19 protein-coding genes are annotated in these 21,530 nt (G+C 66.9%); 7 read left to right on the forward strand and 12 right to left on the reverse strand.

The features are described 5' to 3' along the window. Positions 1 to 50: 50 nt before the first annotated feature. Both HW466_RS05530 and HW466_RS05535 read right to left on the reverse strand, forming a co-directional pair. Positions 51 to 578 (reverse strand): BON domain-containing protein, encoded by a 528-nt coding sequence (locus HW466_RS05530; protein ID WP_059501441.1) that lies wholly within the window; start codon positions 576 to 578, stop codon positions 51 to 53. A gap of 63 nt (positions 579 to 641) precedes the next feature. Further along, a complete protein-coding gene (locus tag HW466_RS05535; protein WP_151004872.1) occupies positions 642 to 2,129 on the reverse strand; it encodes a sigma-54 interaction domain-containing protein in 1,488 nt (495 codons plus the stop codon). Between the two features lie 326 nt (positions 2,130 to 2,455). Here HW466_RS05535 and HW466_RS05540 point away from each other — a divergent pair, with 326 nt between their 5' ends. Further along, positions 2,456 to 3,859 carry a GntP family permease gene (locus HW466_RS05540; RefSeq protein WP_060347147.1) on the forward strand — a complete coding sequence of 468 codons (1,404 nt, stop codon included), beginning with the start codon at positions 2,456 to 2,458 and terminating at the stop codon, positions 3,857 to 3,859. 426 nt (positions 3,860 to 4,285) lie between these two features. After that, a complete protein-coding gene (locus HW466_RS05545) occupies positions 4,286 to 4,537 on the forward strand; it encodes a DUF4148 domain-containing protein (RefSeq protein WP_059543515.1) in 252 nt (83 codons plus the stop codon). A gap of 48 nt (positions 4,538 to 4,585) precedes the next feature. On the opposite strand, the gene HW466_RS05550 is transcribed toward HW466_RS05545, so the two are convergent. Then, complete coding sequence (locus HW466_RS05550) at positions 4,586 to 6,181, reverse strand: thioredoxin family protein (protein WP_174905527.1); 1,596 nt, start codon at positions 6,179 to 6,181, stop codon at positions 4,586 to 4,588. Positions 6,182 to 6,598: 417 nt separating this feature from the next. Here HW466_RS05550 and HW466_RS05555 point away from each other — a divergent pair, with 417 nt between their 5' ends. The 3 genes from HW466_RS05555 to HW466_RS05565 all read left to right on the forward strand — a co-directional run bounded on the left by HW466_RS05555 (position 6,599) and on the right by HW466_RS05565 (position 8,585). Continuing rightward, the gene (locus tag HW466_RS05555; protein WP_170296657.1) at positions 6,599 to 6,991 is read left to right on the forward strand and encodes a DUF756 domain-containing protein; all 393 of its coding nucleotides are present in this window, start codon (positions 6,599 to 6,601) and stop codon (positions 6,989 to 6,991) included. 168 nt (positions 6,992 to 7,159) lie between these two features. Next, positions 7,160 to 7,429 carry a hypothetical protein gene (locus HW466_RS05560; protein ID WP_059448929.1) on the forward strand — a complete coding sequence of 90 codons (270 nt, stop codon included), beginning with the start codon at positions 7,160 to 7,162 and terminating at the stop codon, positions 7,427 to 7,429. 163 nt (positions 7,430 to 7,592) lie between these two features. Continuing rightward, positions 7,593 to 8,585, forward strand: coding sequence for a DedA family protein/thiosulfate sulfurtransferase GlpE (locus tag HW466_RS05565; RefSeq protein WP_059501432.1), 993 nt, complete (start codon positions 7,593 to 7,595; stop codon positions 8,583 to 8,585). Between the two features lie 67 nt (positions 8,586 to 8,652). On the opposite strand, the gene HW466_RS05570 is transcribed toward HW466_RS05565, so the two are convergent. The 7 genes from HW466_RS05570 to HW466_RS05600 form a co-directional block, all read right to left on the reverse strand. Next, positions 8,653 to 10,125, reverse strand: coding sequence for an OprD family porin (locus tag HW466_RS05570; RefSeq protein WP_059501695.1), 1,473 nt, complete (start codon positions 10,123 to 10,125; stop codon positions 8,653 to 8,655). A gap of 160 nt (positions 10,126 to 10,285) precedes the next feature. Then, positions 10,286 to 11,308 (reverse strand): ABC transporter ATP-binding protein, encoded by a 1,023-nt coding sequence (locus HW466_RS05575; protein WP_059501430.1) that lies wholly within the window; start codon positions 11,306 to 11,308, stop codon positions 10,286 to 10,288. Further along, the gene (locus HW466_RS05580; RefSeq protein WP_059448925.1) at positions 11,305 to 12,297 is read right to left on the reverse strand and encodes an ABC transporter ATP-binding protein; all 993 of its coding nucleotides are present in this window, start codon (positions 12,295 to 12,297) and stop codon (positions 11,305 to 11,307) included. Before HW466_RS05580 ends, HW466_RS05575 begins: the two co-directional genes overlap by 4 nt. A gap of 1 nt (position 12,298) precedes the next feature. Further along, a complete protein-coding gene (locus HW466_RS05585; RefSeq protein WP_059448924.1) occupies positions 12,299 to 13,201 on the reverse strand; it encodes an ABC transporter permease in 903 nt (300 codons plus the stop codon). A 13-nt stretch (positions 13,202 to 13,214) separates the two neighbouring features. Further along, positions 13,215 to 14,153 carry an ABC transporter permease subunit gene (locus tag HW466_RS05590; RefSeq protein WP_059501427.1) on the reverse strand — a complete coding sequence of 313 codons (939 nt, stop codon included), beginning with the start codon at positions 14,151 to 14,153 and terminating at the stop codon, positions 13,215 to 13,217. An 11-nt stretch (positions 14,154 to 14,164) separates the two neighbouring features. Next, positions 14,165 to 15,778, reverse strand: coding sequence for a peptide ABC transporter substrate-binding protein (locus HW466_RS05595; protein WP_059543450.1), 1,614 nt, complete (start codon positions 15,776 to 15,778; stop codon positions 14,165 to 14,167). Between the two features lie 177 nt (positions 15,779 to 15,955). After that, positions 15,956 to 16,537, reverse strand: coding sequence for a cupin domain-containing protein (locus HW466_RS05600; RefSeq protein ID WP_059448921.1), 582 nt, complete (start codon positions 16,535 to 16,537; stop codon positions 15,956 to 15,958). A gap of 497 nt (positions 16,538 to 17,034) precedes the next feature. Between HW466_RS05600 and HW466_RS05605 the strand changes: the two genes are divergently transcribed. After that, positions 17,035 to 18,558 carry a peptide MFS transporter gene (locus HW466_RS05605; RefSeq protein ID WP_059501423.1) on the forward strand — a complete coding sequence of 508 codons (1,524 nt, stop codon included), beginning with the start codon at positions 17,035 to 17,037 and terminating at the stop codon, positions 18,556 to 18,558. A gap of 120 nt (positions 18,559 to 18,678) precedes the next feature. Next, complete coding sequence (locus tag HW466_RS05610) at positions 18,679 to 18,885, forward strand: hypothetical protein (RefSeq protein WP_059794842.1); 207 nt, start codon at positions 18,679 to 18,681, stop codon at positions 18,883 to 18,885. A gap of 232 nt (positions 18,886 to 19,117) precedes the next feature. Here HW466_RS05610 and HW466_RS05615 read toward each other — a convergent pair whose 3' ends face one another. Next, complete coding sequence (locus HW466_RS05615) at positions 19,118 to 20,242, reverse strand: OpgC domain-containing protein (protein ID WP_059543453.1); 1,125 nt, start codon at positions 20,240 to 20,242, stop codon at positions 19,118 to 19,120. Between the two features lie 386 nt (positions 20,243 to 20,628). Continuing rightward, positions 20,629 to 21,528: an EamA family transporter RarD gene (rarD, locus tag HW466_RS05620; protein WP_060347150.1), complete on the reverse strand. Its 900-nt coding sequence runs from the start codon at positions 21,526 to 21,528 to the stop codon at positions 20,629 to 20,631. Positions 21,529 to 21,530: the final 2 nt, after the last annotated feature.

Here is a 21,530-nt window from a genome sequence, read left to right on the forward strand (position 1 = left end):
TCAACCGATTTTTTAATGCCGCGAGTATGCCATGCACTGCCGTCCTCTGTTCAGTCAGGCGTCCGATCCGGCCGCCCGCGCGTCTTGTACGGCACGGCCCGGTGCGGATCGTCGGTGATGCGAACGAATACCTGCTCGACGTCGGGAAGTGCGCCGAGTTCGCGCGCCAGCGCCTGCCGATCGAATGCCGGATCGGCACACCCTTCGACATAGATGAAGCGCCGCTGCACGGTGATCCACAGGCTCGTGCCCTGCAAACGGTCGGAGCCCGCGAAATGCGCTTTCGCTGCGTCGGCGATCGGTGCGTCGTACATGTAGGAATTCGGCTTCGTGCAGCGATGAGCAAGCCAGCAGGTGGTCCCGCGCTCGACGCGGTAATGCGCGTCGTCTTCCATCTCGGCGCGCGTCATCCACGGGCCGAGCGGCAGCGGGCATTCGGCGAAACCGTGGGACAGCGCGACGAACGGATCGTTGTACCAGTTGCGCCGTACCTCGGGCGCGTCCGCGTCACCCGCGTGCGCGAGCGAGGGCGTCGCCGCCAGTATGGCCAGCCATCCGGCAATTGCGATTCGCTTCATGGTCGTCTCCCGTCGGGCACTTCAGTGCCGCTCGTCATGTCCGGACGCATCCACCGCTGCCGGCTACCGACCGATTCCGAGCGCCGTCAGTTTCTTGTACAGCGTCGCCCGGCCGATACCGATGCGCGCGGCCGCTTCCACTACCTTCCCGTCGCAGGCTGCAAGCGCGTCGATCAGGAACTGGCGCTCCCACGCGGCCAATGCATCGGCATACGAAACGACCGCCGCACCGGGTGCCCTCGCTGCATCGCCCGCATCCCGGCCGACCGGCGACGGAGCACCCCGCGTGCCTGCCGGCAAGCCATCCGGCACCGCACGCACCGGCCCAAGGAACGGCGCGAGCGCCCCCGCATCGATCACCGAGCGATCCGACAGCATCAGCGCACGCTCGAGCGTGTTGCGCAGCTCCCGTACATTGCCGGGCCACGGGTACGCACACAGCATCCGCAGCGCATCGTCGGTCAGCTCGCAGTGCGCGGCGCGACCGTGCTGCGCGGCCAGCTCCTCGAGCGTCGCGTAGACGAGCGCCGCGATGTCGGACGCGCGCTCGCGCAACGGCGGCGCATGGATCGTCAACACGTTGAGCCGGTAATAGAGATCCGCGCGAAAACGGCCGGCCTCGACCAGCGCGGGCAGGTCGGCCGAGGTCGCGGCGATGATCCGCACGTCGGCGCGCACGATCCGGTTCGAGCCGACCGGCTCGAACTCCTTGTCCTGCAATACGCGCAGCAGCTTGCCCTGCAGCGGCAGCGGCATGTCGCCGATCTCGTCGAGAAACAGCGTGCCGCGGTCGGCCAGCTCGAACTTGCCGACGCGCCCCTTGCGATCGGCTCCGGTATAGGCGCCCGGCGCCGCGCCGAAGAATTCGGTTTCGAGCAGCGTGTCGGGAATCGCGGCCACGTTGACGGTGACGAGCGGCTGGAGCGCGCGCGCCGATGCCGCGTGAATCGCATGCGCGAGCAGTTCCTTGCCGGTGCCCGTCTCGCCGAGCAGCAGCACCGGCGAATCGACCTGTGCGGCGCGCCGCGCCTGCCGCTTCGTTTCGAGGCTGGCGGCGCTCGTGCCGACGAAACTCGCGAACGTGTATTTCGCGCGGCGTGCCTGCGCGAGCGAACGCTGGGTCGCGATCAGTTGCTGCTGAAGCTGCGCGTAGCGGGAAAAGATCGGCGTGAGCGTCTTCAACTGGTCGAACAGCGCGAAGCCGATCGCGCCGACGGTCTCGCCCGCCTCGTTCTTCAACGGCAGGCGCGTGACGACGAGCGGCTCGCGGCCCGTCTCCATGATGTCGAGCAGGATCGGCTGGCCGGTCGACACGACCTCGCGCATCAGGCTGTTCGGAATCACCGCCTCGCAGTCGAGGCCGACCGCCTGCTGCGGATCGGCGAACCCGAAGCGCGCCGCATAACGCTCGTTCATCCACACGACCCGCGCGTCGCGGTCGACGACCACCGTGCCCGCACTCGAATCCTCGAAGGTCCGGAACAGCGACTCGGCGGCACGCCGCAGCACGTCGCCGTAGTTGACGGGCAGGCGGATCAGGTCGTTCATCATCGTGTCGTCGTCTCCGCGTATGCTTGGCTGGATGTCTCCAGAAAGAGACGCAGTATCTCACTTTGGAGACATCGTGGAAGGCCTTGTCCGGGAAAGCCCTGCCTGACTCGGGAGGCAGTCCTGGCAGCCGAATCGTCTCCGGTTCGAGACGATTTATGTAGAATCCTCAGACATTGGCCGGCGCGGGCCCGCCGAGCTGCGCCGGATCCACGTCCGGCGGCGCAATCCGGCCGATGGCACGAAACCTGCACGAACCCGGGCCGGTTCGCGGCGCGTCCCGCGATCGAACAACAACCAAAGCCATTCCAAGCTATTAGGAGACTCCCTTGTCTTTCGTGATCGTCCTCGCCGCGCTGGCGTTCCTGATGTTCGCCGCGTATCGCGGCTACAGCGTGATCCTGTTCGCGCCGATCGCCGCGCTCGGCGCCGTCCTGCTGATCGAGCCCGCCGCCGTCGCACCGGTCTTCTCCGGTATCTTCATGGAGAAGATGGTCGGCTTCGTCAAACTGTATTTCCCGGTCTTCATGCTCGGCGCCGTGTTCGGCAAGGTGATCGAACTGTCCGGGTTCTCCGAGTCGATCGTCCATGCTGCGATCCGCTACATCGGCCGCTCGCGTGCGAATGCGGTGATCGTCGCCGTATGCGCACTGCTCACCTATGGCGGCGTGTCGTTGTTCGTCGTGGTGTTCGCCGTGTATCCGTTCGCGGCCGAACTCTATCGCCAGAGCAACATTCCGAAGCGGCTGATGCCCGGTGCGATCGCGCTCGGCGCGTTCTCGTTCACGATGGATTCGCTGCCCGGCACGCCGCAGATCCAGAACATCATCCCGACCACGTTCTTCAAGACGACCGCGTGGGCCGCGCCCGCGCTCGGCACGATCGGCTCGCTGTTCATCATCGTCGTCGGCCTCTCGTATCTGGAATGGCGCCGCCGTTCGGCGATGGCGAAGGGCGAAGGCTACGGCACGTCGCTCGTCAACGAGCCGGAGCGCGTCGAAGCAGCGGCACTGCCGCATCCCGCGCTGGCGATCCTGCCGCTGATCCTCGTCGGCGTGTCGAACTTCACGTTCACGAAGCTCATCCCGCAGTGGTACGGCACTGCGTCGTACACGGTCGCGCCGGACGTGCTGCCGGGCGTACACGCGCCCGTCACGACGTCGATCAAGACCGTCGTCGCGATCTGGTCGGTCGAGGCCGCGTTGCTGCTCGGCATCGTGCTGGTCGTCCTGACCGCATTCAAGCGCGTCAGCGACCGCTTCGCGGCCGGTTCGAAGGCCGCCGTCGGCGGCGCGCTGCTCGCCGCGATGAACACGGCATCGGAATACGGTTTCGGCGGCGTGATCGCCGCGCTGCCGGGCTTCCTCGTCGTCAGCGACGCGCTGAAGAGCATTCCGAACCCGCTCGTGAACGCGGCCGTGTCGGTCAGCTCGCTCGCCGGTATCACCGGTTCGGCGTCGGGCGGCATGAGCATCGCGCTCGCCGCGATGTCGGACCTGTTCATCAAGGGCGCGCAGGCGGCCAACATTCCGATGGACGTGCTGCACCGGGTCGTCGCAATGGCCAGCGGCGGCATGGACACGCTGCCGCACAACGGCGCGGTCATCACGCTGCTGGCGGTCACGGGCCTCACGCACCGCGAGTCGTATCGCGACATCTTCGCGGTCACCATGATCAAGACGCTCGCGGTGTTTTTCGTGATCGCCGTGTACTACACGACGGGCCTCGTCTGAATCTCCGTATCGGGCGGCGTTTCGAACGCCGCCCGAGGGCCTGTTCCTGCGCGCCGCAGCCGGGCAATCGCCCCGGCATCGCCAATGCAGTCAGCGCAGCGCAATGCCGGTCGCGACGCGTCGTACCTTCCCGCCAGCTCGGCACGCAAGCCGGCGCGGATCGGCGGCGGTCGCATCCTCCGGTTCGTACCCTGCCGGTCGGCGCGCCTCGGCGCGACATCGCCGCGCAGCCCGGACGGCCCGATGCTCGCCATGCACCGCTGTCCGGCACCGTGCGCGCCCGTCATCCATTGTTACCGGCAGCAGAACACTGCGTTGGGCGCGATCGCATTTTTCCCAAAGGTGGCCACGCCTACACTGCTTTCAACCACCGCCGCTTCGTCGAACGAAAGCGGGCGGCCAGTTGGAAACATGGAGGTCACGATCATGAAGCGCCTGATTCACGCAGTTGCCGTTGCCCTGGCCGTATCCGCCCCGCTCGCTGCGCAAGCGCAGTCGAACCCGCCGCTCACGCGCGCGCAGGTCCACGCCGAAGTGAAAGCGCTCAAGCAGGCGGGCTTCCAGCCGAGCGACTGGTTCTACCCGGCCAGCATCGTCTCCGCCGAAGCGAAGATCGCCCAGCAGGAGCGCGCAGGCTATGGCAGCGACCGCAGCGCCTCGTCGGAGTCGAGCCACTGATCGCCATCAAGACGCGGCAGCTCCATCCGATCGCTGCGTCGCACGCCATCACGCCTTGACCGGCTCGATCAGTTTCGCGCATGCCGCTGCCTGCGGGTCGCCCGCAGGCAACTTCGCGCACACCCCGTCGAACTGCTTCACCACCGACCTGACCGACGCGTCGTGCGCGCCGCCGCCGCGCCAGCGATTCAGTTGCGTGACGACCTTGGTCAGCGCACGCAGGTTCGCCCCGTAAAACGCATCCTTGGTCTTGCCGGCCTGCGCGAGCACGCTCGCGGCAATCGCCTCGATTCGCGCCGAATCGTCCGGCGCCAGCGCGACCGCATTCGCGAAATAGGTCGCGCCCCAGCGCAGCTTCGTCGCCGGGCCGCTCGCCGCGTCGTACGCCTTCCGGTACCAGTCGAGCGCCGCGGCCTTGTCGCCGCGCGCCTTCGCATTCGCGGCCAATCCCGACATGAAGTAGTACGGCGTCGCCGAACGCGGCAACTCGGCCTTCAGCAAGACGTCGGATTCGTCGTACAGGCCGGCATCGGTCAGCGTGTCCGCCGCCTCGCTGACGAGCGCCTGCCGTTCGTACGCATTCGCGGCGCCCTGCACCGATGCCGCAATCTGCTTGCGCGCGGTATCGAGCAGCGCCGGCGCGGCGAGCGGCGCGCCGTCGTGCGCGTCGCCGCGCGCAAGCAGCACGCGGCCGTGCAGCGCCATCAGACGATCGATCGACGACAACGTCGTATCGGTCGACAGGCGCGCGAGCGCCGTGTCGTACGCATCGCGCAGCTTCGCGCGCTGCGCGGCGTCGCCGCCAAGGTAGGCGACCACTCGCGCGGGCGCCGCGACGAGCACGTCGGAATCGGCACGCGCGAGCGCGGGGTCGCGCAGCACCGCGCGCAGCGCATCGGCGAGCGCCGGCTTGTCGAGTGCGCCCGCCGGTACCGGATCATCCGATGCCGCCACCACCGCCGACTTCAGCGCGAACCGCGCGGCGTCCGCCTTCGCGCCGGCCGCGCGCGCACGTTGCGACAAGGTCTGCAACGTCACCGCGACGCGCTCCGCCGGCACCGGCAGCGCGCCATCGGTGTCCCAGGAATAGTCGGCGAGCAGATGCCATTCGGCCGGCGTCAGGGCCGCGCCGTCGTTCAGCGCCGTCGCAAGCGTCTGCCGCACCGGATGCGCGGCCGTCATCCCGAGCGACAGTGCCTGCATGTAGCGCTCGAGGTCAGCCTCGCCCGGCAGCCGCGTCACTTCGGTGCCGTCCGGGCGGAACAGGATCATCGTCGGATAGCCGTGCACCTTGAAGCGCTCGCCGAGCTTCTGCGCGCTTTCGGTATCGCCGTCGAGATACACGGGCACGAAGAACGACGAGCGGGTCTTGAATGCCTGCTGGCTGAAGATCGTCGACTTCACCTGGTTGCACGACGGGCACCACACGGCGCCCCAGTACAGCAACAGCGGCTTGCCGGTGCGCTTCGCGAGCGCGAACGCGGCGTCGACGTCGCCCTGTTGCCACGCGATGCCGGGCGGCAGATGCGCGCCGTCGCCCGACGGGCTGGATACGGCGGCGCCCTGCGGTGCGGCGGTGGCGAATGCCGCACCCGCGGCGGCGAACAGGCAGGCGGCAGTCACGTTACGGAGAACGGTTTTCATCGAGGCGGGTTCCGTTGAAAGAGACGGTTGCGGGAAGCGGCGTCGCACGACGGTCGGCCCATGCGCGCGACGCGGCAAAACCAAAAATACGATGAAGCGACGAAACAGCGAAGTGCATCGGCAGACGGCACCACGCATGCCGGAATCGGCCGCGCGCGTCATGCAGGCATCGGTGTAAAAGCCAAGACTGGCCGCTGCATGCGCACACCGCACAGCCAGCCGTGCCGACCACCACGACCGGCAAATCGCTCGACGATACGATTCGTACGGCCAATTGAAAACGAACGAATTCTCGAATGGATATGACGCACGCTCCATCGACAGCCCGCCGCCATGCCGCCCATTCCGCTGCACGCACGCATGCATGCATGCAGGACCGTCGACGATACGCGCCCATCCCGCGACCGAAGCGATGACATGACACCTCGCACGCTGCGTGATGATAGCGGCGGCACGGTACGCTTCACGGTGAAGCCGACCAACACCCAAGACGCACTGTCCGGCCACGGCACGCACGACGATCACGGGCACGGCAACGACCCGGACACGACATGGTTCGTCGCGGTGCGCGCCGTCGCGCAATCCGGGTTGCACCGGAAGCTCGACTGGACCGGCACGTGGTGCGACTGCGGCGTCACCGCCGCCAGCGACGCGAGCCTCTCGCGCCACGTGGCCGGCCGCGTCGAAACGATTCGCTACTCAGTCGACGACCCGGTAATCGGCGTCCCCAACCGCTTCCGACAGCACCTGCGCCCGCCCGGCCCGGGCACCGGCCGGAGCGTCGGGCGCGACGCGGTCGAATCCGGCTGAAACGCCCGCCCGGTGCGGCTCAAACATCAGAAGGATAGGTGGTGCAGCCCTCATTTCAAGCCCACGAAAATGCTCCGTGTTGCGGCCCGTTCGCGTTAAACTCCATCAGGCTGCATTCAACAACGACATCTTCGCCAATCTGGCACACACGACACGAGGATAGGTTCGATGCGCACTACCGGCTCATCCGGGGCAATGACCCTGCTCACCGAACACGACCCGGCCGACGGCCGCGAACTGCGCTCGCTCAGGCTCGAAGCGACCGGCGACGGCAAGAGCGTGCTGCTGATCGAGATCGACGAACGCAAGCCCGGCATTCACCGCGAGGTTCGCTACGAGATCACGCCGGCCGAGCTGATCGCGGCGATCCGCTCGCACGGCGCCGAGCTGCCCGGCGAAAACCACGGCGCGGCCTCGCTCGCCCGCAGCCCTTCCTGATGTCGAACGGTGAGCCGCGCGCAACGCACCGGCTCACCGATCTGTTCGCTTGTCCCTGCCGCCGTCAGGCGCTTTCCGTCATTCCCCTCCGCCCGGTTGAAAATGGCCGATAATCGGCCCATCTGCGTATCCTCCTCACGCGCTTCCTTTTCGGCCAGCCGTCATGCTCCGTGACCTCGTCGCCCAATACGGGCCGCTCCTCGTGTTCGCCAATGTACTGGCGGCGGCCATCGGCCTGCCCGTGCCGGCGATGCCGACGCTCGTGCTGTTCGGCGCGATGGCAGCGATGCACCCGGCGATGGTCGGCTCGCAGCTCCTGACGGTGCTGGCGCTGTCGGTCCTCGGCGCGCTGATCGGCGACACCGTGTGGTACGTCGCCGGCCGGCGCTACGGCGGCACGACGCTGAAGACGATCTGCCGGCTGTCGCTGTCGCGCGATACCTGCGTGAAGAAAACCGAACGCTTCTTCGGCCGCTACGGCGTGCGCGTGCTCGCGGTCGCCCGCTTCATTCCGGGGCTGTCGCTCGTGTCGGTGCCGATGGCCGGCGCGCTCGGCACGCGCTATCGCACATTCGCCGGCTACGACGCGCTCGGCGCCGCGCTGTGGACGACCGTCGGCCTCGTCGCGGGGCTCGTGTTCTATCGGCAGATCGACTGGCTGTTCGCCGGCGCGAGCCGGCTCGGCCGCGCGGTGCTGCTGGTGATCGTCGCACTGCTGGCCGTCTATGCGGCCGTGCGCTGGATGCGCCGCCGTGCGCTGATCCGCCAGCTCGCGAGCGCGCGGATCGGTGTCGACGAGCTCGACGTACTGCTGCGCGATGCGGCCGCGCCGGTGGTGCTCGATGTGCGCTCGCCCGAGCACCGCAAGCTCGACCCGTACACGATTCCCGGCGCGCAGTTCGCGGACGAGCGGCACATCGAGGACATCGTCGCGCGCTATCCGTTCTCGCAGAAGTTCGTCGTGTATTGCTCGTGCCCGAACGAGGTGACGGCCGCGCTGATGGCCAAGCGCCTGCTCGACGCGGGCTTCACCGATGCGTTGCCGCTGCGCGGCGGACTCGACGCGTGGCGCGACACGGGCCGCCAGCTCACGTCGCTGGTCGAAGACATCCCCGCCGCGAACGATCCGGTGGCGGGGTTGCACAAACCGGCCTGATCGAACCATCGGCAGGCCGGCCGCGCGAGACGGGAAATGCCGAAAAGGGGGCGCTGCCCCCTTTCGATCAGAACGCGTGCAGCGGCACGTTCACGACCAGGCGATATTCCTTGTTGGTCGCGTCCGAGTAGTGCGCGGAACCGTTGTGCCACATCGCGATGAACGTGACCTTCGTGTCCTTCAGCTTGCCGCTCTGGAACGTGTACGACGGGATGAAGCCGAACTCGTGGTGACGGCCCTGCACCGGCGCGCCGTTGCTCCAGTAGATGCTCGACTTGCTCGGATCGGCCGCCGCGCCCGCGCTCGCATCCGCGCCCCAGCCCGTCACGCCCCAGACCATCGCCTTGAAGCCCGGCAGGCCCGCTTCCTTGCCGTAGAACGTGTAACGCAGCTGCAGCGACTTTTCGTGCGGCGCGTTGTAGTCGACGTCCATCGAGTTGGTCAGGAAGATGCCGTTGGTTTCATTCAGGTAGTCGAAGAACTGGTCGCCGAGCACTTGCTGATAACCGAGCAGCAGCTCGTGCGGGCCGTGTTGCGCGGCCAGCGACAGGCTGTACGCGTTGTTGTTGATCTTGCCCTGCAGCGCGTCGCCCGTGTCGTGCGTCGAGTAAACGTTACCGAAGCCGGTCCATTTGATCGACTTCGTATCGCCGATGCTGTGCTTCACCGACGCGTAGTACTGGTGCCACACGTCGTCGGCCTGGTTCGCGTACAGCGCGACTTCGCCGTCCGGCGAATAGTCCCACGTGCCGCCGACGTAGGTCAGTCGGTTGACGCGCGTGCCGCCGTACTGCGTCGTGAGATTGGTGAGCGTCGTATGGCCGCGCGCATTGGTCTTCGTGAAGCTGCCGGCCTCGAGCATCACGTTCTTGAATTCGTTGCTGACGATCGTCGCGCCGAGGAACGTCGGCGGCAACGCGCGGTTGTCGTGCTGCTCCATGAACGGGTTGTCGACGGCCTGCAGACCGTACTTGACCACCGTGTTCGAGATGCGCGCCTTCACGTCGTAGATGCCCGGATAGGCCCAGGCGAGCTGGTTCGAGCCGCCGCCGCCCTTCGCGATGTGCACCATGCTGCCGGCGCCGGCGCCGCCGTCGAGCTTCAGCGCCGCATACAGCGATGCGTCGAAGCCGATGCCGATCAGGCCGGTCGTGTAGCCCGACTCGAAGTTCGCCATCGCGCCCTGGACCCACGCGTGACGATGCGGCCCGCCCTTGTTGTCGAGCGTGTCCGAATAGTTGCGGAACAGGAAGTTCAGGTGGCTGTCGGCAATGAAGCCGTTCGACTTCGACTGCGCCGACGGCTCGTCGGGCGGCGTAACGGCCTGGTTCGCTTCGGCGTTGATGATGGCGTTCGGGGTCGTTGCCTGCGCAACCGACGCGCTTGCGCCGGCGGACGGCGCGGCCTGCGCGACCGTCAGCGGTGCGGGGGCCGCGTCGTCGGCATGCGCGACGCCGCTCATCGATACGCCGGCAAGCGCCGGCAGGCCCCATGCAAGCAGCATCTTCGATGCCGTCCCGATCGTCTTTTGCTTTTTCATCGTCATTCTCGTCTTGTGTTGATGTCGTCCACGCCGGTTGCGATCCGCTTCCAGCCCCCCGGCGAGCCCGGTTAAGGACGCGCCTTTACCCGCGACGCGAAGATCATTCGCGCCGCACCCTACCCCTGTTGACCTGCCTGGTTATGTTTGCTGCGTCACTTCACGCCGCCACGCCCGCCCGGATACACGCGACGCGCGCCGCCGAACCGTCCCGCACTTCGGGCAGCGGCACGTCCTGCGCACACGCGTCGATCGCGACCGGACAGCGCGTGCGAAACGCGCAGCCGGACGGCGGGTTGAGCGGCGACGGCATCTCGCCCGCCAGCAGCATCGGACGGCGAGCACGCTCGCGCGCCGGCTCCGGCGTCGGCGCCGCATCGAGCAGCGCCTTCGTGTACGGATGCTGAGGCACGCCGTACACGTCATGCCGCGTGCCGAACTCCATCACGCGGCCGAGATACATCACGAGCACGCGCTGGCTGATGGCCTTCACCACCGCCAGGTCGTGCGCGACGAACAGATAGGACAACGACAGTTCGCGCTGCAGATCGCGCAGCAGGTTCACGATCTGCGCCTGGATCGACACATCGAGTGCCGATACGGGCTCGTCGCAGATGACGAGCTTCGGCTCGCCGATCAGCGCGCGCGCGATGCCGACACGCTGGCACTGTCCGCCCGAGAATTCGTGCGGGTAACGCAGCAGGTGATGTGCGTTCAGGCCGACGCGCTCGAGCATCGTGACCACGCGGCGCCGCACTTCGGCGCGGCCGAGGCCGGCGTGGTGCGTGACGAGCGGCTCCGCGACGATCTGCTCGATCGTCATGCGCGGATCGAGCGACGCGAGCGGATCCTGGAAGATCATCTGCACTTCGCGGCGCATCGCGGTGCCGCGCAGGTGATCGGGCGCGACGGCTTCGCCGCGCCAGCGCACCGTGCCTGCCGTCATCGGCACGAGGCCGATCAGCGCGCGCGCGAGCGTCGACTTCCCGCAGCCCGACTCGCCGACGAGCCCGACCGTCTCACCGCGCTTCACGTCGAACGACACGCCGTCGACCGCGCGCAGCGTGCCCTTCGGCGACCACGGATAGCCGCCGAGCGGCACGCGAAAATGCACCTTCAGATCCTCGACGGACAGCAGCGTATCGTTCGCCGCGCCGTCATTGCGGCGTTCATCGACGCTCATCGCAGACCTCCCGTCAGATCGGCCAGCGGCCGGTGGCACGCGCGCACCGCGCCCGCTGCGCCATAGGTTTCGAGTGCGGGGCGCGCGGCACCGCAGCGCTCCTGCGCATACGTGCAGCGTTTCGCGAACGCGCAGCCGGCCGGCGCGGTGCCGGGCATCGGCGGATTGCCGGGAATCGCGACGAGCGGCGCATCGTCGGCATCGGTCAGGCGCGGCAGCGCGTTGAGCAAGCCGATCGTGTACGGATGCGACGGCGCCGCGAAGATCGAATCGGCCGGCGCGTATTCGACCGTGCGTCCCGCGTACATGACCATCACGTCGTCCGCGAGGCCGGCGACCACGCCCATGTCGTGCGTGATCAGCACGATCGCGGTGCCGCGCTCGCGGTTCAGCTCGCGCAGCAGGTCGATGATCTGTGCCTGCACGGTCACGTCGAGCGCGGTGGTCGGCTCGTCGGCGATCAGGATTTCCGGCTCGGACAGCAGCGCCATTGCGATCATCACGCGCTGGCGCATGCCGCCGGAGAATTCGTGCGGATACATGCGGATGCGGCGCGCCGCATCCGGAATGCGTACCGACTCGAGCGCCTCGATCGCGCGCGTCGTCGCCTCCTTGCGCGACAGCTTGCGATGCAGCTGCAGCGTCTCGGTCATCTGCCGCTCGATCGTGAGGAACGGATTGAGCGACGTCATCGGATCCTGGAAGATCATCGCGATCCGGTCGCCGCGCACCGCGTTCAATGCGCGCGTATCCATCTCGAGCAGGTTGTCGCCGCGATAGCGGGCGGTACCCGTCGTCGTGCCGTTGCCGGCCAGCAGGCCGAGCAGCGCCATCACGGTCTGACTCTTGCCCGAGCCCGATTCGCCGACGATGCCGAGCGTCTTGCCGGCTTCGAGCGAGAACGACACGCCGCTCACGGCGTCGATCGGCGGCGCGTCCTTGCGCGAGAAACGCACGCCGAGGTTTTCCACTTCCAGCAATGCAGCCATTTCAGCGATCCTTCGGGTCGAGCGCGTCACGCAGGCCGTCGCCAACGAAGTTCACGCAATAGAGCGTCACGCACAGCATGACGGCCGGCGCCAGCAGCAGCCACGGCATCGATTCCAGTTTCTGCGCGCCGTCCTGGATCAGCACGCCCCAGCTCGTCATCGGTTCCTGCACGCCGAGGCCGAGGAACGACAGCACCGATTCGGTCAGCACGATGTTCGGCACCGACACGGTTGCGTACACAACGACCACGCCGAGCAGGTTCGGCACGACGTGACGAACGACGATCGACGTCGGCGACACGCCGATTGCGCGAGCCGCATCGACGAACTCGCGATTGCGCAGCGACAGCGTCTGGCCGCGCACGACACGCGCCATGTCGATCCACGAGAACGCGCTGATCGTCAGCACGACCAGCATGAACGAGCGGCCGAACAGGGTCATCATCAGGATCGCGATCAGCAGGTACGGGATCGCGTACATCATGTCGACGACGCGCATCATCGCGGAGTCGACACGGCCGCCCGCGAAGCCGGCGGTCGCGCCCCAGGCGACGCCGAACAGGCCGGACACCAGCGTGCCGAGCAGGCCGACCTCGATCGACACGCGGCCGCCGATCAGCGTGCGCACGAGCAGGTCGCGGCCGAGTTCGTCGGTGCCGAACCAGTGCTGGTTCGCGAGCGTCGGCGGCAGGCTGATCGAAGCCCAGTCGCTCGCCGCGGGATCGGCCGCGAGCAGCCACGGGCCGACGAAGCAGGCGAGCGTGATCAGCGCGAGCAGCACGAGGCTGAACACGGCTGCGCGGTTGTGAAGGAAACGCGCGAATGCGAGCGCGAGCGGCGAGCGCGAACGCGGCGGCGAGTCGGTCTGCACGGGCAGGCCGACGACGGGAGTAGTCGGAGTCATCGCAGTGCCTCGCTCAATAACGGATGCGCGGGTCGAGCCACGCGTATGCGAGGTCGACCAGCAGGTTGAACAGCACCGCACAGACGGTCGTCAGCACGACGAGGCCAAGCACCAGCGTGTAATCGCGGTTGATCGCGCCGTTCACGACGAGCTGCCCGAGCCCCGGCAGCGCGAACACCGATTCGGTGACGACGGCCGCCGTGATCGACGTGATGCACACCGTGCCGAACAGCGACACGACCGGCATCAGAGCGGGCTTGAGCGCATGGCGCAGCACGATCGTCGAGCCCGGCAGGCCCTTCGCCCGCGCGGTACGGATGTAGTTGCTCGACAGCGTCTCGATCATCGAGCCGCGCATCACGCGCGCGAGCAGCGACACGTTGATGAAGGTCAGCAGCACGATCGGCAGCAGCCGGTACTGCCAGCCGCCGTCGCCCCAGCCGCCGGCCGGCAGCCAGCCGTTGCCGGTCGAAGTCTTCAGCAGGATCGCGAAGATCCACACGAGCACCGGGCCGAGCACGAACGGAGGCACGACGTTGCCGAAGTTACCGATCAGCATCACGAAGCGATCGATCACGCTGTCGCGGCGCACGGCCGCGACGGTGCCGAGCAGCACGCCGAACACGATCGAGATCGGGATCGACACACCGCCCACGCCGAGACTCACGGGCAGCGCCTTCTTCACGAGATCGTTCACCGACCAGTCGACGTAACGGAACGACGGGCCGAGATCGCCTTGCAGCAGCGAACCGAGATACAGCAGGTACTGCTTCCACAGCGGCTCGTCGAGGTGGTATTTCGCGTTCAGGTTCGCGAGCGTCGCCGCGGACAGCTGCTTCTCCGTATCGAACGGACCGCCGGGCGTGAAGTGCAGCAGCAGGTAGCAGACGGTGATGACGGCAAGAATCGTCGGCACCGCCCACAACGTGCGTCTCAATGCGTAGGCCAGCATGATCGCTCCGCTCAGTGCTTGATCAGGTACATGTCCTGCGAAGCACGCATGTCGATCACGTTCTTCAGCGAGTAGCCGCCCACGTACGGCTTCACGAGACGGTCGGCCGAATACTGGAACAGCGGCACCATCGGCGTGTCGTTCATCGCCATGTCGTGCGCCTGCGTGAGCAGCGCGGCGCGCGCCTTGTCGTCGAGCTTCTGGTTGCCGTCGTCGACGAGCGTGTCGACCTGCTTGTTGCAGTAGCCGACGGTGTTCTGCGAGCTGCCGCAGCGGATCAGGTCGAAGAAGGTCATCGCGTCGTTGTAGTCGGCGAACCAGCCGTCGCGCGCGATCTGCACCTTGCCGTCATGCCGCTCCTTCATCAGCACCTTGAACTCGACGTTCTCGAGCTTCGTGTTGATGCCGAGCTTCGTGCGCCATTCCGATGCGGCGAACAGCGCGACCTTCTTGTGAAGATCGTTGGTGTTGTACGTGAGCGTGAACGACAGCGGCTTCGCATCCGAGTAGCCGGCCTGCTTCAGCAGATCCTTCGCGGTCGAGATGCGCTTGGCCATCGGCCACGACGCCCATTCCGGCGTGAACGGCTGCACGCCCTTCGTGCCGTTCGGCATCAGGCCGTACATCGGCTTCTCGCCGGCCTGCGTGAGCTTCGACGTCAGCACGTCGCGGTCGATCACCATCGACAGCGCCTGGCGCACGCGCTTGTCCTTGAGCGCCGCGTCGCTGTTGTTCAGGTAGTAGTAGTAGGTCGCGAGCTGCAGGCCCGGGCGCAGTTCGCCGCCGAACTGCTTGCTGACCTGCTGGAAGATGCCCGACGGGATCGAGTAGCTGTAGTCGATCTGGCCCGCCTGATACATGCGCATCGCCGTTTCGTCGCTTTCGATCGGCAGGTACGTGACCTTGTTGATCACGACCTTCGGCGCGTTCCAGTACTTCGCGTCCTTCGAGATCACGATGCGGTTGTTCGGCTGCCAGTCGACGAGCTGGTACGCGCCGTTGCTGACGATGTTGCCCGGGCGCGTCCATGCGTCGCCGAACTTCGCGACCACGTCCTTGTTCACCGGTGCGAGCGGAGCCATCGCGGTCAGCTCGGGGAAGAACGCGACCGGCACGTCGGTCGTCACTTCGAGCGTGTACGGATCGAGCGCGCGCACGCCGAGCGTCGTCGGCGCGGCCTTGCCGGCGATGATGTCCTTCGAGTTCTTGATGAATTCGACGAGGATCGTGTACTTCGAGCCCGTCTTCGGATCGGCGACGCGCTGCCACGAATACACGAAATCGGCGGCCGTCACCGGCTGGCCGTTGCTCCACTTCGCGTCATGGCGAAGCTTGAAGATCCACGTCTGCGGCGTCTTGCGTTCCCACGAGAGCGCAACGCCCGGCACGACCTGGCCGGCCGCATCGATGCGGGCGAGCCCTTCGAACAGGTCGAGGCCGATCGTGTTGCCGGTCCACGACTCGATGTGCGCCGGGTCGAGCGACTCGACTTCGGCGGGCACCTGGCGCGTCAGGTCCTGTTGAGGAGCGAGCGCGACGTTCGACGGAACGGTCACGGCGTGAGCGGCGGGCGTCGTCAGGGCGAGCGCGGCCAGCACGGCCGACATGGCATGCAAGGATTTCATCGTGGCGGTCTTGAGAAGGTTGTTCGGTGAGCGATGCGCGGCGAATGCCGCGGTTACGCGTGAGACGCTGACGGGTGCAGCGATTGAGGAGGCCCGTGATTCTCGTATTGCATCTTAGTATTCCTTACGTTTCTTTCGACAGGCATTCCGTCTTGGAAACGAAGGAATACCTGTGCGTTAGAACAGCCGCGGCGTACCGACCCAGACCACCACCGACTCGATCTTCGCGGTGTTGACCCAGCTGTGCGGGACCGTCGACTGATAGTGCGAACTGTCACCGGCCTGCAGGACGAACGTCTTGCCTTCCAGCGTCAGCGACACTTCCCCTTCAATCACATACAGGAACTCCTCTCCCGCATGTGTCGTCACCTCAGACCGCTTCTGCCCCGGCGGCATCCGCACGAGGATCGCCTCGAGCTGACGCCCTTCGGTCACGTTGGTCAGTCTCGCGAACAGGTTCGCCGAATCGGCGAATCCGAAGAAGCGCAACTGATCGCCTCTGCAGACCGAGCGTTCTTCGCTCGGCGTATCCACGAAGTACTGCACCGTCACGCCGAGCGCCTGTGCGATACCGGCCAGCGACGTCAGCGACGGCGACGCGAGCCCGCGTTCGACTTGAGACAGAAACGGCTTCGAAATCCCCGCGGCGGTAGCGGTGTCGTCGAGCGTGCGCTTGAGTCGTTGGCGCAACGCGCGGATCTTGCTGCCCAGTGCTGCGGCAGCGTCTGCCGACTGCGAGTTTTCAGTGGGGGGAACCATAGCAGGCCGAAAAGTGGTCGTCAAAAAATGTTTGATGGAAAGTAACTAAGTTAGATCGATTTGGCTTAGTCTTCGGGTTCGCACACGTCTTCGGTGTTGAGCCCGGTGCACTAAACAGGGCACGAAGCGAGCGAAACGACGCGCTATCTTGCCAGACTCGCCCGCTTCACAGGCAAGCTGCAAGCGGCTCTCCGGGAATTTGCGGAGAACGGGCGCAAAGCTTACAAGTAAATGATGAGACGAATATTCCTGAAAGCTGCTGCCATATCGGGAGTTTCCCTGAGTGGCGCGGACCTGACGCACCGGACCGGCAAACGTTACCATTCGCGCGCCGGTCGGGGCCTTGCACCGCCTTTGCCGGCGGCGTCAGACCCCGGCCCGGGCTAACCGCCCGACTGCTCCATCGCCGACGCAAAGCCTACCCGGCCACAGTGCTCCGGCGCCAGTTCGACCCAAAGGCGACGCGCGATCCGCGCCGTCCGTTTCAAACGAGATTGATGATGCACGCACCTGTTTCACAGACCCGATCGTTCACGACGGTCTTCCTCATCGAAATGTGGGAGCGCTTCGGCTACTACGGCATGGCCGCGCTCCTGGTCCTCTTCATGGTCGACCGGCTCGGTTTCACCGACAGCCATGCGAACCTGACCTGGGGCGCGTTCACCGCGCTCGTCTACGCGTCGCCGTCGATCGGCGGCTGGATCGGCGACAAGGTGCTCGGCGCCCGTCGCACGATGATCATCGGCGCGGCCGTGCTGTGCGCCGGCTACCTGATGCTGGCGGTGCCGAACGACGCGCTGGCCTACATGTATGCGTCGCTCGGCGTGATCGTCGTCGGCAACGGCCTGTTCAAGGCCAACGCGGCGAACCTCGTGCGCCGCATCTACGAAGGCGACGATGCGCGCATCGACAGCGCATTCACGATCTACTACATGGCGGTCAACATCGGCTCGACCGTGTCGATGCTCGCGACGCCGTGGATCAAGGATCACTGGGGCTGGCACACCGCATTCGCGGTCTGCTGCGCCGGCATGCTGCTCGCGATCCTGAACTTCATGCTGATGCACCGCACGCTCGCGCACATCGGCTCGCAGCCCGACGACGAACCGATCCGCTGGAAGCGCCTCGGCGGCGTGGCGGCAGGCGGCGCCGCGCTCGCGCTGGTCACGCTGTACGTGCTGCAACACAAGCAGCTCGCCGTCGCGAGCGTGTGGACGGCCGCATTCGCGATTCTCGCGATCTTCGCGTACATGATCGCGAAGTCGGAGCGCTCCGAGCGCGCGGGCCTGATCGCGGCGCTCGTGCTGATCGGCCAGGTGATCCTGTTCTTCATCTTCTACGTGCAGATGTCGACGTCGCTGACGCTGTTCGCGCTGCGCAACGTCGATCCGCGCTTCATGCTGTTCGGCACGACGCTGTTCACGTGGAGCGCCGCGCAGTTCCAGGCGCTGAACCCGATCTGGATCATGATGCTGAGCCCGGTGCTCGTGTGGATCTACAACGCGGTTTCGAAGAGCGGCCGTGACCTGCCGGTCGCGGCGAAGTATGCGCTCGGCTTCGGCGCGGTGGCTGCGGGCTACCTGGTGTTCACGATCAGCGGCCGCTACGCGGTGGACGGTCGCGTGTCGTCGTGGTTCATGGTGTGGGGCTACGGCCTCTACTCGCTCGGCGAATTGCTGGTGAGCGGTCTCGGCCTCGCAATGATCGCCCGCTACGTGCCGGCGCGCATGAGCGGCTTCATGATGGGCGCGTATTTCGTCGCGACGGGTGTGTCTCAGTATCTGGGCAGCGTCGTCGCGAACTTCGCGCAGATGCCGTCGCACGACCTGCCTGCCACCGAATCGCTGCCGCTCTACCTGTCGCTGTTCGAGAAGCTCGGCTGGCTCGCCGCGATCGGCATGCTGCTCGCGCTCCTGCTGCTGCCGATGATGAACCGACTGTCGCGCCAGCATCAGCGCTGCGCGGAAGAGCGCCGCGAGGAAGAAGCGGTTCAGGCGCAGGCGATGGCCTCGGCGCAGTAAGTACTATCCCTCGGCGTGCGGCGTGCACGCCACATTCTCCTGCCAGCGCGGCCAGCACGTCCTACACTGGTTGCAACGGCGCATCCGCTCCGTCGTGATGCGCACTGGCGGGAGAAGATCATGAAAAGCAAAACGACTCGGCTGTTGAGGATTCTGTCCGACATCCGGCACGCGCAGCGCTGCACCGCAGTGCGCGCCGCCCGGGCCGCGGCCGAAGCCGACGCGGTGCTCGCGGAGCAGGACGACCCGAAGTCCGACGAACGCGACGACGCCGAATCCGACGACGCAAACGCCGCCGCCCGCTCCCGCATCGGCTCACCTCACTGACCGCACCGACGCCGTGCGGCACCGCGCGTGCCGCTTCCGCGTTTCCGCATCGCTCTCGTGCTTCCGGGTTGTCCGTGTTGTCGCGGTGCCTCGTTGCCCGCGCTGTCGCGTCGCCCGCGCTATCGCGTTGCCCGCGCTATCGCGTTGCCCGTGCTGCCGCGTTGCCCGTGCTGGCGCGTTGCCCGTGCTGTCGCGTTACCCGCGTTTCGAGCTACCCGTTCTTCCGCGCCGCTCACGCGGCCGCGCCGCGCCAGCGCGCGAACCACGTTCCCGAACCCGCCACCGCCATCATCAGCGCGACCGCGCATGCGTCGGCCGCAAGGCCCACGCCGATATGCCGCAACTCGGCGCCGTTCGCGACCGGATGCAGCAGCGAATCGATGACGAGCGAGATCGCCGCGCCCGCGACGAAGCAGATCAGGCCGCGTTGTCCGACCGCGACGACGGGCTGCACGGCCTGCGCAATGCGCGCGATCCAGCCGCGGCGCACGCAATCCGCCATCAGCCACGCGATCGCCGCGAAGCTCACGATACGCGGCAGCGCGAGATCGCGCTTGAGCACGCCTTCCGGCACCGGCAGCCCCGAAAACAGCTTGTAGCTCGCGCAGCCGAGCACGATCGCGCACGCGACACCGGTCGCCGCGGCGCTCCAGCGTCCGAGCGCAACGTGCCGGTAGAACGGCTGGCAGCGTGCGAGCACGCCGGCAACGAACATCAGTTGCCACGCAAACGGGTTGAAGCTCCAGCGGAACGAGTCGGTGTCGAGCAGTTCGGGGCCGAGCCACCCGGCCGCGAGCCACGATGCCGCGCTGAACGCGACGAGTAGCCAAGGATGGCGGCGCGCAAACGGCACGATCACCGGCGACGCGAGCGCGAACAGCACGTACATCGGCAGCACCGACGCGAGATACGGCTGGCGCTGGAACGTGAGCAGTTCGGCCGCGCCCGTGAGCGGCGACGCAAGCATCACGCTGACGTCGTCGAGCGCGAGGTTCGGCGCGTCGATCCCGTAATGGTCGAGCACGGCGGACACGACGAGCATCAGCGTCGACGTCGCGAGAAACGCGCGATAGATCTGCATCGCGCGGCGTACGAACCGCCGCTGCGCGGCGCGCGCGCCATGCCGGTCGGCAATCGCGCCGTACGCGCTCGCGGTCGCGAAGCCGCCGAGGAACACGAATACCTCGGCCGCGTCGCACAGCGCGAACGAGTGGAGCGTCACGCGCGACAGCACGCTCGCGCCGATGTGATCGACGACGATCATCAGCAACACGATGCCGCGGAAGAAATCGACTTCGATCAGGCGGCCGCCGCGCGCCGGCGGGGCGGACATGGCGGGCGGCATGCTCATCGACATGGCCGCACCTGCGCGACGGCGGCGCGGCACGCACCGGTGGAGAATTCGGAAGGGAAAAGGCGAACGCGGTCAGCGGCGATGCGCGTATGCTCGCATCGCGCCAACCCGTCCTGCCTGGCACGGAGATGACCGATCATGGAAAAGCCGCATACGAAAAAGAAGACGGTCAGGTCAGTCTAGCGGCCGATCGGGGGATACCCTAAGTAACAAAGTGCAACGGAATCTTCTGTTCGATTACGCCGATAACAACGGCGATACAGAATTGGCAGGCTGGCCAGACCGGCGTCAGCGCGATGCCAGTTCGACGCCAGCATCGCGGGATTCGACGCAACGAACGCGCGACGCGCGGCACGTTCGTGCCGCCGTCACGCCGCTCGCGGCGACGCTCAGGCGCGCACGGGCAAGCGCCGCATCAGCATCGCGCTGTGCCACGCGGTCAACGCGACGGCGGCCCAGATCGGCCCGTACGTCGCGAGCTGCGCGACGCTCAGCGTTTCGCCGAGCAGCAGCAACGACACCGCGACGAGCAGCACCGGCTCGACGTAGCCGAGGATCCCGAACAGCGCCATCGGCAGCATCCGGCTCGCCTTCAGGTAGCTCGCGAGCGCGAGCGTGCTGAGCACGCCGAGCCCCGGCAGCAGCATGGCCCACAGCATCGGATGGCTGGCGACGGGCGTCGTGCTTGACGCCACCATCGCGAGCGCGACCGGGCACAGCAACGCGATCTCCAGCGCGAACGCGGCAAGCGAATCCGCGTTGATCCGGCGACGCAGCACGAAATACGGCGGATAGCCGAGCGCGACGACGAGCGTCGGCCACGCGAACGCGCGCGTCGCCCACACCTCGTGCGCGACCCCGAGCGCCGCGCACGCGACCGCCGCCCATTGCAGCGGATCGAGCCGTTCGTGATAGTAGAAGCGGCCGACGATCACCATCGTCAGCGGCAGCAGGAAATAGCCGAGCGACACCTCGAGCATGCGCCCGTGCAGCGGCGCCCACAGGAACAGCCACAGCTGCAGGCCGAGCAGTGCCGCACTCGCCGGCAGCGCGAGCAGCAGGCGCCAGTCGCGCACGCTGCGCCGAACGAGTTCGACGAGCGCCGGCCAGCGGCCGCGCAGCGCGATCAGCGCGAGCGCGCCAGGCGCGGTCCACAGAATCCGCCACGCGAAGATGTCGAGCCCGGTGAGCGGCGCGAGCAGCTTCGCGTAGGCGGACATCAGCGCGAACAGCGTCGACGCCATCACCGACAGCGCGATGCCGCGACCGGCCTCCGGATACCCCGTCATGT

This window comes from Burkholderia territorii, assembly GCF_902833055.1.
In the GTDB taxonomy this organism is placed as follows: Bacteria; Pseudomonadota; Gammaproteobacteria; order Burkholderiales; family Burkholderiaceae; genus Burkholderia; species Burkholderia territorii.